The organism is Streptomyces sp. NPDC014656 (genome assembly GCF_043084305.1).
In the GTDB taxonomy this organism is placed as follows: domain Bacteria; phylum Actinomycetota; class Actinomycetes; order Streptomycetales; family Streptomycetaceae; genus Streptomyces.
Window position 1 is genome coordinate 267,086 of record NZ_JBIBZN010000009.1, and the last position, 14,612, is coordinate 281,697.

The 14,612-nt window shown below is 72.3% G+C and carries 10 protein-coding genes and 1 pseudogene; 4 read left to right on the top strand and 7 right to left on the bottom strand.

Translation table 11 applies throughout. The features are described from left to right. Nucleotides 1–17 precede the first annotated feature (17 nt). Nucleotides 18–863 carry a PaaX family transcriptional regulator C-terminal domain-containing protein gene (locus tag ACF1ED_RS21825; RefSeq protein WP_391762962.1) on the top strand — a complete coding sequence of 282 codons (846 nt, stop codon included), beginning with the start codon at nt 18–20 and terminating at the stop codon, nt 861–863. A 109-nt stretch (nt 864–972) separates the two neighbouring features. Here ACF1ED_RS21825 and ACF1ED_RS21830 read toward each other — a convergent pair whose 3' ends face one another. The 4 genes from ACF1ED_RS21830 to ACF1ED_RS21845 all read right to left on the bottom strand — a co-directional run bounded on the left by ACF1ED_RS21830 (nt 973) and on the right by ACF1ED_RS21845 (nt 6,868). Beyond that, the gene (locus ACF1ED_RS21830; RefSeq protein ID WP_391762824.1) at nt 973–2,379 is read right to left on the bottom strand and encodes a cation:proton antiporter; all 1,407 of its coding nucleotides are present in this window, start codon (nt 2,377–2,379) and stop codon (nt 973–975) included. Nucleotides 2,380–2,669: 290 nt separating this feature from the next. Next, the gene (locus tag ACF1ED_RS21835) at nt 2,670–3,884 is read right to left on the bottom strand and encodes an FAD-dependent monooxygenase (protein ID WP_391762826.1); all 1,215 of its coding nucleotides are present in this window, start codon (nt 3,882–3,884) and stop codon (nt 2,670–2,672) included. A 326-nt stretch (nt 3,885–4,210) separates the two neighbouring features. Further along, complete coding sequence (locus tag ACF1ED_RS21840) at nt 4,211–5,566, bottom strand: flavin monoamine oxidase family protein (RefSeq protein WP_391762828.1); 1,356 nt, start codon at nt 5,564–5,566, stop codon at nt 4,211–4,213. Nucleotides 5,567–6,313: 747 nt separating this feature from the next. Continuing rightward, a complete protein-coding gene (locus tag ACF1ED_RS21845; protein ID WP_391762830.1) occupies nt 6,314–6,868 on the bottom strand; it encodes a TetR/AcrR family transcriptional regulator in 555 nt (184 codons plus the stop codon). A 586-nt stretch (nt 6,869–7,454) separates the two neighbouring features. Here ACF1ED_RS21845 and ACF1ED_RS21850 point away from each other — a divergent pair. Then, a pseudogene (locus ACF1ED_RS21850) lies at nt 7,455–7,679 on the top strand (proprotein convertase P-domain-containing protein); the annotation flags it as partial. Between the two features lie 114 nt (nt 7,680–7,793). On the opposite strand, the gene ACF1ED_RS21855 reads toward ACF1ED_RS21850, so the two are convergent. Then, entirely contained in the window at nt 7,794–8,678 is an 885-nt protein-coding gene (locus tag ACF1ED_RS21855; RefSeq protein ID WP_391762832.1) for a LysR family transcriptional regulator, read from the bottom strand. Nucleotides 8,679–8,837: 159 nt separating this feature from the next. Between ACF1ED_RS21855 and ACF1ED_RS21860 the strand changes: the two genes are divergently transcribed. Then, the gene (locus tag ACF1ED_RS21860) at nt 8,838–9,830 is read left to right on the top strand and encodes an aldo/keto reductase (RefSeq protein WP_391762834.1); all 993 of its coding nucleotides are present in this window, start codon (nt 8,838–8,840) and stop codon (nt 9,828–9,830) included. Nucleotides 9,831–9,914: 84 nt separating this feature from the next. Here ACF1ED_RS21860 and ACF1ED_RS21865 read toward each other — a convergent pair whose 3' ends face one another. Further along, the gene (locus ACF1ED_RS21865) at nt 9,915–11,384 is read right to left on the bottom strand and encodes an MFS transporter (protein ID WP_391762836.1); all 1,470 of its coding nucleotides are present in this window, start codon (nt 11,382–11,384) and stop codon (nt 9,915–9,917) included. A 156-nt stretch (nt 11,385–11,540) separates the two neighbouring features. On the opposite strand from ACF1ED_RS21865, the gene ACF1ED_RS21870 reads away from it, so the two are divergent. Further along, the gene (locus tag ACF1ED_RS21870; RefSeq protein ID WP_391762964.1) at nt 11,541–12,188 is read left to right on the top strand and encodes a TetR/AcrR family transcriptional regulator; all 648 of its coding nucleotides are present in this window, start codon (nt 11,541–11,543) and stop codon (nt 12,186–12,188) included. 391 nt (nt 12,189–12,579) lie between these two features. Here ACF1ED_RS21870 and ACF1ED_RS21875 read toward each other — a convergent pair whose 3' ends face one another. Next, entirely contained in the window at nt 12,580–14,448 is a 1,869-nt protein-coding gene (locus ACF1ED_RS21875) for a glycosyl hydrolase family 18 protein (protein ID WP_391762838.1), read from the bottom strand. Nucleotides 14,449–14,612: the final 164 nt, after the last annotated feature.

Here is a 14,612-nt window from a genome sequence, read left to right on the forward strand (position 1 = left end):
TCGAGGTCCCCACCCGCATGCTCGTCCACGCGCTGATCCGCGAGGACGGCACCGTCGGCGCGGACGAGCTCTACACCGTCGCCAACACGCTGGGCATGAGCGACCAGCAGGTACGGCTGTGCGTCAAACGCCTCGTGGCCGAGGGCCGGTTCACCCACGAGGGCCGTGGCCGCAAGGCGCGGTTGCACGCGACGGCGGACACCACGCGTGCCCTGGCCCCCAACGCGGACTTCCTCCGGCACGCGTTCCAGCAGGACGCCGGGCTCGCGCCCTGGGACGGGGTCTGGCACCTGGCCGCCTTCGCCGTGCCCGAATCGGCGCGCACGGCCCGGGACGCCCTGCGCGAGACGCTCGTCCACCTCGGCGGCGCCCCGCTCCAGGGCGGACTGTACGTCTGCGCCAACGCCTGGGAACCGTACGTCGAAGAAGCGGCCCACCGCCTCGGCGCCCACCGTGCGCTCACCCTCCTCACCACGACCGACCTGCGCAAGGGCGACACCCGAGAGCCTGCCGAACTCGCCCGCGGCCTGTGGCCCCTGCGGGAGACCGCCGATCGCTACCACCGCCTCGGCCGCGTCGCCCGGCCCCGCCTGGCCCGGCTCACCGACCCCGCCGAACTCTCCCCGTCCGCGCTCCTCACCATCGCGGTCGAGCTCGCCGCCGAACTCACCCGCGCCATGGAGCCCGACCCGCTGCTGCCGCCCCAGCTCCTGCCCCAGCCCTGGCCCGGCACCCGGGCCCGGGAGCTCGTCGCCCGGTGCTGGGCGGCCCTGCACGAACGGGGAGCCGACGAAACCCGCCCGACCCTCTTCCGTCTCTACGCCGACATCACCCGGGAGGCCGCGGACCGGGCCGCGCGCTGAAGACGGCGCGGAGGGCGCGCACTTCGACCCGTACCGACAGCGCGCCGGCGTCCCGGACGGGAGTGAACGGCGGTTCCCGTGGAGGGGAGGGTCCGGCGGCCGGGCGGTCTCACTCGCGGGGCGGGTCGGCCGCCGGGCGGCGGGCGGCCCGGCCGTCGCCCCCGTCCGTCCCGGCTGCGGGCACGGCGCCATCGGCGGCTCCGGGCGCCACCGCTTCGCCGGCGCTCGAAGGGGCGTGACGGGGGGTGGTCTCCGCCGCGGGCCCGGTGCCGGAAGCGAGGACCGTGCGCTGCCCCGGCTCGCCGCGCAGCAGGCGGGCGATGGCCATCGACCCCCCGCCGTGCAGCAGGAGGCTGCCGAGCACGACGAGCACCGTGGCTTCGAGCGCCCTGTCGGCTCCCGGTCCGTCCGGGAGGGCGTTGAAGGCGAGCAGGCCGAACACGATCGAGGTGGTGCCGCGTGGTCCGAGCGCGCCGACCATCAGCCGGTCGCGCCGACCGAGCCGGGAGCCGAGCAGGGCCAGGAGGACCGGCACGATCCGCAGCACGGTGAGCGCGGCCGCGCACAGCAGCAGGACCGACCGGTCGAGGCCGACGACGAAGGTGAGCACGACCGCGTTGCCGAAGAAGAACCACATGACCATGGTCATCAGGGCACTGGTGTCCTCGACCAGCTGGAGGTCGGAGCCGGCCGGAGCGGCGCCGCCGTGGCGCTGGCGGGCCCGCCGGACGTACCGGAAGGCGACACCGGCCACGAACGCGGCGACGAAGCCGTTGCCGTGTACCGCGACCGTCGAGGTGTAGGTCAGCAGCGGGACGACCAGCCCGATGATCCGCCGGGACTGGTCGGTCATGAAGTCCGCGCGCTGGGCGAGGTTCATCAGCCAGGCGAGCAGCGCGCCGACCAGGGTCCCGATGGCGAGGGCCTTGAGCGCGAACGGCACGGTGGTGGCCAGTGCCTCCCACGGTGTGCGCTTCTCGGTCGTGGACCCGGCGAGCACCAGTGCGAACAGGAAGACCGGTGAGACGATGCCGTCGTTGTAGCCGCTCTCCACGTTGAGCACGTTGCGCACCCGTGCCGGGATCCGCCGGTCGCGGACCAGGCTCTCGGCCGGAGCGAAGTCGGTCGGGACGACGACGCAGGCGATCAGCAGCAGCACCCCGACCGAAAGCTCGGGCAGCAGCAGCCCGCCGAGCAGGACCGTCGCGCCGAGGCTGAGCGGCAGGGCCACCAGCAGCAGGCGGGCGGCGGAGCCCGGGTCCCGGCCGAACAGCCGCCCGCCCCGCAGCTCGGTGGCGTCCACGAACAGCAGTACGGCCAGGATGATCTCGGCCACGTGCTGGGCGACCTCGGAGTTCAGCGCGACGGCGATCTCGCTGTGCGTGAACAGACCGGTGGCCACGCCCGCGAGCACCAGCACCAGCGGTGCCCTCACGTGCAGTCGCTCCAGCCGCCCGGCGAGGAGCGACCAGCCGGCCATCACGGCGGTGATCACGATCAGGACGGGGATCAGCAAAGGAATGTCGCCTTCGAAGGGGGGCGGGCCGCGGACACCCTGTCGACCCGCTGGGCGAGGGGTTTCCGTCGGCGTCCAGTACATCTTGAGCACGGCCCGGACGGCCGCAGGCGCCGCCGTGCGCCCGTTCGTGTTGGGGCTGGCCGACCGTCCTCGTCTAACGGGCGGTGCGCGCCGGAGCACTCCACTGACGGGCGGTGCGCGCCGGGCCGCTCCACCGACCGTCGGTCACGGCCCCCCGGGTGGCCGGGCCGCGGAGGCGGGTGCCGGTCCGCTCGCCAAGGGGACGGTCAGACAGCGGCGATGTCGACGGACATCTCCTCGAACGTCTTGGCCAGCAGGGCCGACATGACCTTCTTGCCGGTCCGGTGCGCCAGTACCCTCTGCAGGGCGGTGCGCACCACCTTGTCCTTACGGGTCTGGGGTACGAACGTCGTCAGGCCCTCGGTGCGAGCGGACTCTTGCTGCATGGTCATGAAGGGGCGCAGTTTCTGGTCCCATTCGCGCAGGGCGCGGGTGGTGCTGCCGGGGTTGCGCTGGAGCAGGCTGCCCAGGAGGTCGGCGCCGGCCAGGGCGGTGGAGGCGCCCATGCCGGAGTAGAGGGTGAGGCACCAGGCGGCGTCACCGAGCAGGACGATCCGGTCGGTGTGCCAGGTGGCCATCTCCACCTGGTGGGCGGAGTCGAAGATGTAGTCGTCGGCCTGCTCGAACTGCTGGAGCAGGTGCTCCAGGACGGGGCCGGTGGGCTCCGGTCCGAAGGCGGCGCGCAAGGACTCCATGGGAGGGCGGCGGAACTGGGCGTCTTCGTCGTCGGTGCGGTAGTTGAACAGCAGCCCGGGACGGTGGTCGGTGAAGGGGAAGGTCCATACCGATCGCCCGGGTTCGGCCAGGACGACGCCGTCCTGGGGCCGGTAGCCGGGGACGGGTTCTTTCATGACGGTGGCGGCGACGATGTGGTTGAGGGGGCGCAGGAACTGGCTGTCGGGGCCGAACACGAGGCGGCGGACGGTGGAGCGCATGCCGTCGGCGCCGACCACGAGGTCGAAGTGCTCGGTGGTCTCCGAGGCGTCCTCACCGGTGGTGCGCAAGGTGACGTCGACTCCCGTGGAGTGTTCGTCGAAGGCCGTGGGTGTGGTGCCGTAGCGGATTTCGGTGCGCGGGGCGACGGCGTCGTAGAGGGCGGTCTCGATGTCGCCGCGCAGGATCAGGCGAGGGCCTCCGGGCAGGTCGCCGTACCCCATGCCGGGGCGCCGGCGTCCGTCCCGCTCCACGTCGTAGGTGATGCTGGTGAGGTCGGTGCGGTTGCCGATGGCGTCGAGGACGCCCATGCGCTGTGCGGTGGCGCGGCCGGTCTCGAAGAGGCCGATGAAGTAGCCGGCGGCGCGGCGCGCGGGCGCGCGCTCGACGATGACGGGCTCCCAGCCGATCTCGTTGAGGCGCATGGCGGTGGCGAGGCCGCCGATGCCCATGCCGACGATGAGGGCGCGGGGTGTGCGGGTGTTCAAGGAGTGTCTCCTCGTGCGTGCAGTTTCGTGTCTGCGGGGTCGCTGTGGGAGGGGCACGGCGGGTGCGGCGCCTGGGCCGGCTCGGTGGGCGCGGGCGAGGGCGCCGGAACGAAACGCCGGGCGGGCGGGGGGGCTTCTCTGAGCGTGCCCGTCACGCCGGAGCGTTCTGAGCGAGCGGGGTGCGCAGGGCGACCGGGCGGTGGCCGTCCCCGGCCACCGCCCGGTCGAAGAGTTGCCGTACGGGACGGGCCCGCGGGGCCGTCCCGGCGCCGTGCGTACGGTTGAGGGCCGGGGCCCGCCCTTGAGGCTGATGCGGGTGGGTGCCGTCACCGCCCCGCGTCGAGGAGGGCCGCCACTTCGGCCGCTGCGCGCCGGCCGGACAGCATCGCGCCGTTCATGCTGCCCGAGGTCTCGTCGGCCGTCTCGCTGCCGGCCCAGTGCACCAGGCCGACCGGCTCGCGCAGGTACGGGCCGAAGGTCGTCCATGCCTTCGGGCCGACTGCCGGGTTGGGCCCGCCCGGGGCGAAGACGTCGTTGCCCCAGGAGAAGTCGGTGTAGTCGACCGCGTGCCGCGCACGCTCCCCGAACAGGTGGACGAGGTGCTTGACGACCCGGCGCCGGCGCTCGTCCTCGTCGTGGGCGTCGAACCCGCGTGCGTCGCAGAACACCATGAGGATGCCGGGGCCGTCGGCGCTGGGGCTGACGTCGAAGGTGAGGAAGACGGTCTCGTCGTCGGACATCCCCTCTCCCGACAGCCCTTCGTCCCTCCAGAACGGGCGGTCGTAGGCGACGAATGCCTTGCTGAGCGCGCCGAGCCGCCAGCTGCGGGAGAGGCCGTAGTGACGTTCCGGGAGTGCGGGCGTGAACTTGATCGTCGAACGATGGGTGGGGGACGCCGTCACGACGACGTACCGGGCTTCGATGGCGTGCCTGCCGGTCTCGACCGTCGCGCGGTCGCCGACCGTGGTGACGCGCTCGACCGGGGAGCCGACGATCACGCGGTCCTCCAGCGTGTCGGCGAGCTTGCCGACCAGCGAGTGCGTGGTTCCCAGCACTCGGTCCTGCTGGTCGCCGCCCTCGACGGTGAGCATGAACTCGATGCCGCCCAGGTTCTTGATGTAGCGCAGGGCGTTGAAGAGCGACACGTCGCTGACGGGCGCACCCCACTGCACCAGGCTGAACATGGTCAGGAATTTCCGGGTGTCCTTCAGGGCGTGCTTCGCGGTGAGCCATTCGCCGAGCGACATCGAATCGAGCTGTGCGGCTTCAGGGTGCTTCCAGGGAGCCGAGACGGGAAGGCCGTTGACCATCTTCTGCAGGTCGTTCAGGATCCGCGTGATGTCGAGCATTCCCCAGGGCGCCATGGAAGTGGCGCTCTCGATCTTGCGCTTGCCTCCGAAGGACATGACTCCCTTGCCCTGGTGGAACTGGGGCACGAACTCGCCGCCGAACCGGCTCACGAGATCGCGTACCGCCGCGTGATGCGGTGCGACCCAGGTCGCTCCGGCATCGACGGGGACGCCCGCGACCTCGACCGTGTGGACCCGTCCGCCGACACGGTCACGGCCCTCGATCACGACGACGTCGTGCCCGGCTCGGGAGAGCTCGTCCGCCGCCGTGAGTCCTGCGAGTCCGGCGCCGACGACGACGACGTCGACTTGGCGGGTGGGGGGAGTGTTCATGATTGCGCTCCGTTCCTCGCGGCTGATCAGCCGCTTGTCCCATCACGAATACTGTACTGACACGTCAGTGCAGTTTCAAGCGGGTGGAACTCCGCGACGGAGCGGTCGCCGCGGGCGGCCGCGCAGGGGAAGGGGAGGCGTGGCGATCGGAACGGGCGGGCGGCGCGGAACCCTCGATCCCGCGCGAATGCTCCGTGGAGGCCGGAGCGCCGCGCCTTTCGGCGGTCGGTCCTGGCCGGTCGGGCCGTAGGACGATCAGGCCGGGCGTGATCGTTCAGGCGGGACCGGCGGATGCTCGTAGCCGAGCGCGAGGAACGCGCGCCCACCCCGAAGACCTGAACCGCGCGAGATCCAGGAAGGCCGCTCGACGCATCGGCGCGTCCCGTCGGCCGGCGGAGTGACCTCGGACGGGGGTGGGCTGGGTTCGACAGGCGTGACGAGATCGCCTCCCGGCGGACTCTCGTCGGACAGCGCCCCATGGCCGGGGCCGCAGTGCGCATGCGCCCGGTTGCGCAAGGATCCTTCACTGTGGCCGGCGCGCCACCGGGCGGCGGCGACCGACGGCCAGGCCCATGAGGGCGGCGGCCAGGCGTGACGGCCTCGGCGCCGAAGCCGTGCTGTTCTCTCGGAACCTCTGCGACCCGTGGCACCGTGCGGGACGCCCCCCTTCCGGTGGGGTCTCCTGCCGGCGCCGACGCGCAGCCGGCTCAAGACGCGGCGCGGCCGCCCGTCCGTGCTGCCGGAGCGCTAGGAACCCGGGGTGGTGAGGCGCTCCAGTTCGGCGCGCAGGGCGACGAGCTCGGTGCGGTCGTACTTCAGCCCCCACCCGGCCATCATGCCGGCGCCGTCGACAGCGTTGAGGATGACGGTCCGCGCCCCGACGGAAATCCCGTCCTCGGCCATCTCGGCCTTCCAGCGGTACCCGTCTTCGGCCACGATCTCGGACACGCCGGGGGTGACGGCGAGGGCGGCCAACAGGAAGAGCCGCTCGCCGACGGCCTCGATCGCGTCGCCCTCGAGTGACGCGCGGATGAAGGCCCGCGCCAGACGTCCGGGCGCCCGGCCGTCCTCGAGGAGCTCGTGCACGGTCCGCCAGAACTGCTCAAGTACATCGCGGGCCAGAGCCACCCACAACGCGTTCTTCGAGCTGTAGTGATAGATCACCGCTCCCCGGGTCACGCCCGCCGCGGCGGCGACGTCATCCAGGGTCGCCCGGGCTCCCTGCGCCACGACGACGTCTCGCGCGGCGTCCAGAAGCAGCCGCTTCGTGTCCTCGGCCCCTCGCCCTGCTGTGCGTCCCATGATCTCTCTTACGTCTTCGCCGTACCGGATGGCGGCCGGTGTGCCCGACCGCCACACACCGTAAGGCAGTCGGTGACCGACCGGCGCGGAAGCCCGCTCTGGGCAGAAACCCGCCCCGGGTGGTGAACCCCACCGGCGCCCGGCGGTGCCGTCATCACCCGGTCGCGCTGCCGCCGACCAAAACTACACTGACTCGTCAGCCTAGTACATATCGTCGGCCGGTGGCGTCCTCCCCGGCATCCCGCAGCGGGAGGCCGGCGACGAACCCGCCGTCGGCTCCTCCTCCTCGATGCCTGACGGCCTTGAGGTGGGACGCTCCCGCGCAACGACGAAGCTCCTGCCGGACGGTGTCACGACCAAGATCCTCCGTGCTGCCAGGAGCCTCGCGTGCTTGTCCACCTGCGGCGCGGTGACACCTACGGGGGAAGCACAAGCGCCACGGCGTGGACGTCCAGGTCCTGACCGGTCCGTCCGGACGGGTCAGCAGGACGGTTCGGGTGACCGTGCGGACGACGGGGCGGCTGGTCAGAGGATCTGTTCCAGGCCCCTCAGGTGAGCGCCGGGCGGCTCGGTGGCGGGGAAAGGAGTCCGCCACACCTACCGCGGCGACGTGAGGCTGGAGCTGGTCGCCCCCGACGGCACCGCCTTCCTCCTCAAGGACCACAACCCCGTCGACAGCGCCGACAACATCCAGGGCACCTTCACCGTCAACGCCTCCGGCGAGGCCGCCGACGGCACCCGGAAGCTCCGCGTCACCGACAACTGGACCAACGACACCGGCTACATCAACGCCTGGTCGCTCCAGTTCTGACCCACCGGGCGCCCGCGTGACGCCGGCGCCCCGCCCGGGGGACGGCCCCGTTCCCGGCGCACTCCGCCGGGTACGGGGCCGTCGCGCCGCGTCCCCGGATCGGGGCCCCCGCCCTCACCGCGTGCCTCGCTCCAGCAGCTCCATCAGCGCGCGGGCCGCCGGACTGGCGGCCCGCGGTGGTGGCAGCAGGGCCGCCGTCTCGTACACCGCGTCACCGGTGCCGGTGAGGGGGACCGCGTGCAGGGACGCCCGCTTGTGCCGGAAATGACGGGGCACGGCAGCGACGCCGAGGTCCTCCTCGACCAGGTCCAGGAGGCTGTGCACGTCGTTCACCTCCAGGCTCACGGACCGCGGCACGCCCGCGCCGGCGAAGGCGGCGTCCGTGGCCCGGCGCGGCCCCCAGCCCGGGTGGAAGTCGACGAAGACCTCCTCGGCGAGGTCCCGGAGCGAGAGGGCCGGGCCGGCCGAGGCGAGCGGGTGCTCCGGGTGGCACAGAAGGATCATCGGCTCGGCCGCCAGCGGCACCGAGCGCAGCCGATCGGAGTCCGCCGGGGTGCGGTAGGCGAAGGCCAGATCGAGACGCCCGGCGGCCACGTCCTCGGCCAGGACGAGCCCGCCCTCCTGCCGCAGCCGTATCTCCACCTCCGGGTGCCGCCGCCTGAACGCCGCCAGCAGCCCCGCCACGTGCACTCCGGCGACGCACTGCTCGGTCCCCAGGGAGAGCGTGCCGCGCACCACACCCTGCACGGCCGCCACCGCCTCCTGCGCGGCCCGCACCTGCGCCAGGACGCGCTCCGCCTCGACCAGCAGCGCCCGTCCCGCCTCCGTCAGCGTCACCCGGCGGGTGCTCCGTACGAACAGCGGCGCCTTCAGGTCCCGCTCCAGGGCGCGGATCGATGCCGAGAGACCGGACTGGGAGACCATCAGCCGCTCCGCGGCCCGGGTGAAGTGCCGGTCCTCGGCGACGGCGACGAAGTGCTGGAGGTGGCGCAGTTCCATGACTCGGAAGCCTATGCGCCATTCAGAAGCCCCTGCGCTGAATCCCATCGGATTCTCCTGTTGGATTCATGCCCCGGGGACGGGAGAGATTGGGTCACGCCACGACAGCCCACCGCGCACCACCTCACCGTGCGCCGGTTCCCACGCCATGGAGTCGCGTTGTACACCGCACCTTCCGACCGTTACGACGACATGCCCTACCGGCGCTCCGGACACAGCGGACTCAAGCTCCCCGCCCTCTCCCTGGGGCTCTGGCACAACTTCGGCCCGGACCGCACGGCCCAGTCCCAGCGCGCCATCCTGCGCCGCGCCTTCGACCTCGGGATCACCCACTTCGACCTGGCGAACAACTACGGCCCGCCGCCCGGCTCGGCCGAGTCCGCCCTCGGAGCCTTCCTGCGGACGGATTTCGCGCCCTACCGCGACGAGCTGGTCATCTCCACGAAGGCCGGCTACCTGATGTGGCCCGGACCGTACGGTGAGTGGGGTTCCCGCAAGTACCTCCTCTCGTCGCTGGACCAGAGCCTGCGCCGGCTCGGCCTCGACCACGTCGACGTCTTCTACTCGCACCGCTTCGACCCGCACACGCCCCTGGAGGAGACCATGGGCGCCCTGCACACCGCCGTCCAGCAGGGCAAGGCGCTCTACGCCGGAGTCTCCAACTACTCGGCCGAACAGACCCGCGAGGCCGCCCGCATCCTCGGCGAACTCGGCACCCCGCTCACCCTGCACCAGCCCCGCTACTCGATGCTCGACCGGCGTCCGGAGGACGAGGGCCTGCTCGACGCCCTCGACGACCTGCGGGTCGGCTCCATCGCCTACTCCCCGCTGGAGCAGGGCCTGCTGACCGCGCGCTACCTGGACGGCATCCCCGAGGACTCCCGAGCCGCAAGCGACAGCCCCTTCCTGAACCGCGACGCCGTCACCGAGGACCTGGTGACCCGGCTGCGCGCCCTGAACGACATCGCCGCGTCCCGGGGCCAGACCCTGGCCCAGCTGGCCCTCGCCTGGGTCCTGCGCGGAGGCCGCGTCACCTCCGCCCTGGTGGGAGCGAGCAGCGCACGACAGGTCGAGGACAGCGTGGCCGCCCTGCGCCACCTCGACTTCGACGCCGAGGAGCTGGCCCTCGTCGACGCGCTGGTCCGCCCCTGAGCCTCCGGCGCCGCCCGGCCGCCCACGGCGGACCGGGCATCCACCGGCGGCCCCCTCCGCGATCGTCCGTGGCGGCCCGGGGCCTCAGGCGGCCGTCTCCTCCGGGTGCTCCTCCACCGAGCGGGAGTCGGTGAGACCCAGCGCACCGCCGGCGGCGAGCAGGCCGACGACCACGGCGAGGAGGGCGTAGGTGAGGCGTTCGCCGTGGAAGAAGGACGCCACGAGGTCGGTGTTCCAGGCCCCGGCGGGGAGCCGCGTGGTGACCAGGACGGCGATGAGGGTGCCGACGACGGCCGTGCCGACGCTGGAGCCGACCTCCTGGGCGGTGTCGTTGAGGGCGGCGCCGATGGAGGTCCGGTTGCCCGGCACGGCTTCGACGAGGGCGACCGCGCAGATGGTCATGACGGTGCGCAGGCCGATGGTCATCAGGACCATGCAGACCGCGATGGCGGCGTATCCGTGCCCGACGCCCCAGGCGAGTCCGGCCAGCGAGCCCGCGAGGAAGCAGGCGCCGACCAGGCAGGCGACGCGGTGCCCGAAGCGACGGGCGAGCCACTCGGAGAGCGGCGTCGCCAGGAGCATCGTCACGATGATCGGCAGGTTGGCGAGGCCGGCCCGGACGGGGCTCCATCCGTAGGCGTACTGGAAGTGCAGGATCAGGCCGAACATCACGCTCGCCATGGCGATGGACGTGCCGATCTGGGCGACGGCGGCGCCCCGGACCGTCCCGCGGGAGAACAGGCGCAGGTCGAGCATGGGCGCGGCCGCGCGGCGCTCGTGCCGGACGAACCAGATCGCCGAGCCCAGGGCGCCGATGACCGAGGCCAGGGTGATCGTGGAGAGCCAGCCGTGCTCGACGCCGCTGGTCAGCGAGTAGCAGGCGAGACCGATGGCGGCGACGCTCAGGACGGCGCCCGGTACGTCGAGGGAGTCCTCGGTCAGGTCCTCCGGGCGGTCGGCCGGGACGCCGCGCCGTACGCCGGCACAGGCGATCACCGCGAGGGGAGCGTTCACGAGGAGCAGCCACTCCCACGACACGTGCGCCAGCGCCGTGCCGCCAAGCAGCGGGCCGAGGACGAATCCGGACATGCCCACGACGATCATCACCGTCATGGCGCGCATGCGCAGCGCCTTGTCGTCGAAAAGGCGGAAGACCAGGGAGTTCGTGATCGGCGCCATCGCCGCGGCGGCTATGCCGAGCGCCGCGCGCAACGCGATGAGCCCGCCCGCGGAGCTGACGAGGAGCACGCCGAGGCTGAGCGTGCCGAAGACCCCGAGTCCGATCAGGAGCACGCGGCGGCGCCCGAACCGGTCCGCGACCGACCCGGCGGTGAGCAGCAGCCCGCCGAAGGTGAGCGAGTAGGCCCCCGTCACCCACTGCAGGGCGGTCGTGCCCGCGCCGAGGTCGCGGCCGATGGTCGGGAGCGCGATCGACAGCAGGGTGTTGTCGACCATCTCGACGAAGAAGGCCAGGCAGAGCGCGGCCAGGGGGATCCAGGCCGCGCGCAGCGACGGGTAGGTGCGGGGCGGTTTCGTGAGCGTGGCGGTGGTCATGGCGCACTCCTTTCGATCGAACGCGGTTCGAGTATCGAACGCTGTTCCATCCGGTACGATAGAACAACGTTCGATACGAGGCAAAAGTGAGGAGCCCACGCCATGGCACGCCAGCCGGCCCGCTCAGTCGGGGGGCGCCGACGCGCTTCGCACTCGATGGAGTCCGTCCTCGGCGAGGCGGTCGCCCTGCTCGACGAGGCGGGAGCCCCCGCCCTGACCTTCCGCGCCCTGGCCCAGCGCCTCGGGGGAGGCGTCGCCAGCATCTACTGGTACGTCGCGAACAAGGACGAGCTGCTGGATCTGGCCACGGACCACGTGATGGGCGGCGTCCTCTCCGACCTCGAGAAGCTGCCGCCCGGCGAGGACGCGATCGACGACCTGCGCGCGATGGCCCTCACCCTCTTCGACGCCGTCGTCCGCCGTCCCTGGCTCGGCGCCTACTTCATGCGCAACACCGACGTGCAGAGCAATTCCCTGCGCATCTACGAGATGCTCGGCCGGCAGACCCTGCGCCTGGACCTCAGCGCCCGCCAGCGCTTCCACGCCGTGTCGGCGGTCATCGGCGTCGTCGTCGGCTCGGCCGTCGACATGGGCCAGGAACCTCCCCAGGAGATCCTCGACGGCGCGGTGGGCCGCGACGAGTTCCTCGGCCGCTTCGCCCGGGCCTGGCGCGAGCTCGCCCCCGACGAGTTCCCGTTCGTCCACGAGATCGTCGACGAGTTCGACGGCCACGACGACGTCGACCAGTTCCGTTCCGCCCTGGACCTCACCCTGGCGGGCCTGCGCATCCAAGCCGGCCTCTGACCTCCACGGCAGGGCCGGACCCGGTGGCCGGGCCGCGGGCCCGAATCCTCGGGCCGCACGCGGGCCGGAACCGGCCGGCGGGCGCCTCGGCGTCCGCGCCTCGCCACCCCCGGACGCGCCCTCGCCGGCCGGACCGGGCGCGGGGCCGTTCGAGCGGCCCGCTCCACCGTCCCGGGCGTCGTCCTCACCCGCGTGTCCACCGCGGTGCTCCCCCCGGTCCACGCCCTGCTCGCACCCCGGCGCCCGTGCACCCGCACCGGTTCCGGGGGGCCGACGCCCCCGTGTCCGGAGGGCCGCCCGAGGGCGCCGGGACCGGTCTCGGGTGCCGGGGACGTGCGGCGGCCCGCCCGTCCCCGGTGGGGACGGGCGGGCCGGTTGTTCGCTCCGCGGGTTACTTCAGGCCGTTGCTGATCGCGTTCACGAGTTCGCCGTCGGCGGTGTCGCCGTTGAACTCCCAGAAGAACGCGCCGCCCAGGCCCTGGTTCTTGGCCCACGTCATCTTGGTGCCGACGGTGGCGGGGGTGTCGTAGCTCCACCAGTCGGTGCCGCAGTGGGCGTAGGCGGTGCCGCCGACGGTGCCGGTGGCGGGGCAGGTGGTCTTGAGGACCTTGTAGTACTGGTTGCCCGGCTCGACTCCGGCGGCGGGGCCGGTGGCGGTGCCGCCGGGGGCGGACTGGGTGACGCCGGTCCAGCCGCGGCCGTAGAAGCCGATGCCGAGGAGCAGCTTGGAGGCCGGGACGCCCTTGGCCTTCAGCTTGGCGATCGCGTCGGCGGAGTTGAAGCCCTGTGCGGGGATGCCGGGGTACGAGGTCAGCGGGGAGTGCGGGGCGGTCGGACCCTGCGCGGCCCAGGAGCCGAAGTAGTCGTACGTCATCACGTCGTACCAGTTGATGTACGGGGCGGCGCCGCCGTAGTCGGCGGCGTCGATCTTGCCGCCGGTGGAGCCGTCGGCGGTGATGGCGGCGGTGAGCAGGTTGTTCGGGCCGAACTTGGCGCGCATGGCCTGCATCATGTTCTTGAAGGCGGCCGGGCCGCTGGTGTCGCAGGTGAGGCCGCAGGCGTTCGGGTACTCCCAGTCGAGGTCGATGCCGTCGAAGACGTCGGCCCAGCGCGGGTCCTCGACCAGGTCGTAGCAGGACTGGGCGAAGGCGGTCGGGTTCTGCGCTGCCTGGCCGAAGCCGCCGGACCAGGTCCAGCCGCCGAAGGACCAGAGGACCTTGATGTGCGGGTAGGCCTTCTTCAGCTTGCGCAGCTGGTTGAAGTGGCCGCTCAGCGGCTGGTCCCAGGTGTCGGCGACGCCGTCGACGGACTGGGCGGCGGTGTAGGACTTCTGGTGGTCCTCGTAGGGGTCGCCGATGGTGCACTTGCCGTTCTGCACGTTGCCGAAGGCGTAGTTGATGTGCGTGATCTTCGAGGCGGAGCCCGAGGTCACGAGGTTCTTCACCGTGTAGGAGCCCCAGTTGGTGAAGTAGCCCAGGTTGACCTTGCCGTTGCCGCCGGGGTTCTCGCCGCCGCCCCCGCCGCCGGTGGTGCGGACCGGGGTGGCGCCGGAGGCGGGGCCGGTCTGGTCGGCGGTGTCACGGGCGACGACGGTGTAGCTGTAGGAGGTGCCGGCGGCCAGGCCGGTGTGGGTGTAGGTGGTGCCGGTGACGGTGGCGACGGTGGTGCCGTCGCGCTTGACGTCGTAGTTCTTGACGCCCTTGTCGTCGGTGGCGGCCGCCCAGGTGAGCTTCACCGAGGTGTCGGTGATGTCGGAGGCGACCGGGGTGCCGGGGGCGGAGGGGGCGTTGTCGCCGGGGTTGGTGGTGCCGCCGTCGCAGGAGGCGCCGTTGAGCTTGCAGCCGGAGGGGGCGCCGGCCCCGCTGCCGTTGAAGCCGAAGGAGATCGAGGCGCCGGGGGCGAGCGTGCCGTTCCAGCCGAGGTTCTTGGCCGTCCAGTGGTTCGCCGAGTTGGTGACCGTGGCGTCCCAGGCGGAGGTGACCTTGGTGTCGGAGGGGAAGTCCCACTCGACGGTCCAGGAGGTGAGGGTGGTGGTGCCGGTGTTCTTCACCGTCCACCTGCCCTCGAAGCCGGAGCCCCAGTCGGACGCCTTGGCGTACGTGGCGGTGGCCGAGGTCGCCGCCTCCGCGGGCGCGGCGAGGCCGACCATGGCGGCCAGCGGGAGGAGCAGCGCGGTGGCGCCCGCGAGGGCTTTGGACCGCGTGCGGGGGACGTTGCTCCGTGGCGTTCCGGTACCGCGCCGCCGCGTGAGAGTGCTCAAGGGTGCTCCTCGGGAGGGGTTCGGCGGACAGGGGTGGTCCCTGACCTGTCGACCCTGCGGGTCCCTGGGTGCGTGGTGTCCCTCCTTTGCACCCACCGCAGTGTTGCCGCGACCTTAGGAAGGACTAGACCAATCGTCAAGTGGTATGGACCAAGAGGCTGTTG

What these genes read in the sequence shown, in the direction of transcription:
- ACF1ED_RS21825 (WP_391762962.1), top strand. Translation starts at nt 18, where the DNA reads ATGCTCGTCCACGCGCTGATCCGCGAGGACGGCACCGTCGGCGCGGAC.
- ACF1ED_RS21840 (WP_391762828.1), bottom strand. Translation starts at nt 5,566, where the DNA reads ATGAACACTCCCCCCACCCGCCAAGTCGACGTCGTCGTCGTCGGCGCC.
- ACF1ED_RS21845 (WP_391762830.1), bottom strand. Translation starts at nt 6,868, where the DNA reads ATGGGACGCACAGCAGGGCGAGGGGCCGAGGACACGAAGCGGCTGCTT.
- ACF1ED_RS21855 (WP_391762832.1), bottom strand. Translation starts at nt 8,678, where the DNA reads ATGGAACTGCGCCACCTCCAGCACTTCGTCGCCGTCGCCGAGGACCGG.
- ACF1ED_RS21865 (WP_391762836.1), bottom strand. Translation starts at nt 11,384, where the DNA reads ATGACCACCGCCACGCTCACGAAACCGCCCCGCACCTACCCGTCGCTG.
- ACF1ED_RS21870 (WP_391762964.1), top strand. Translation starts at nt 11,541, where the DNA reads ATGGAGTCCGTCCTCGGCGAGGCGGTCGCCCTGCTCGACGAGGCGGGA.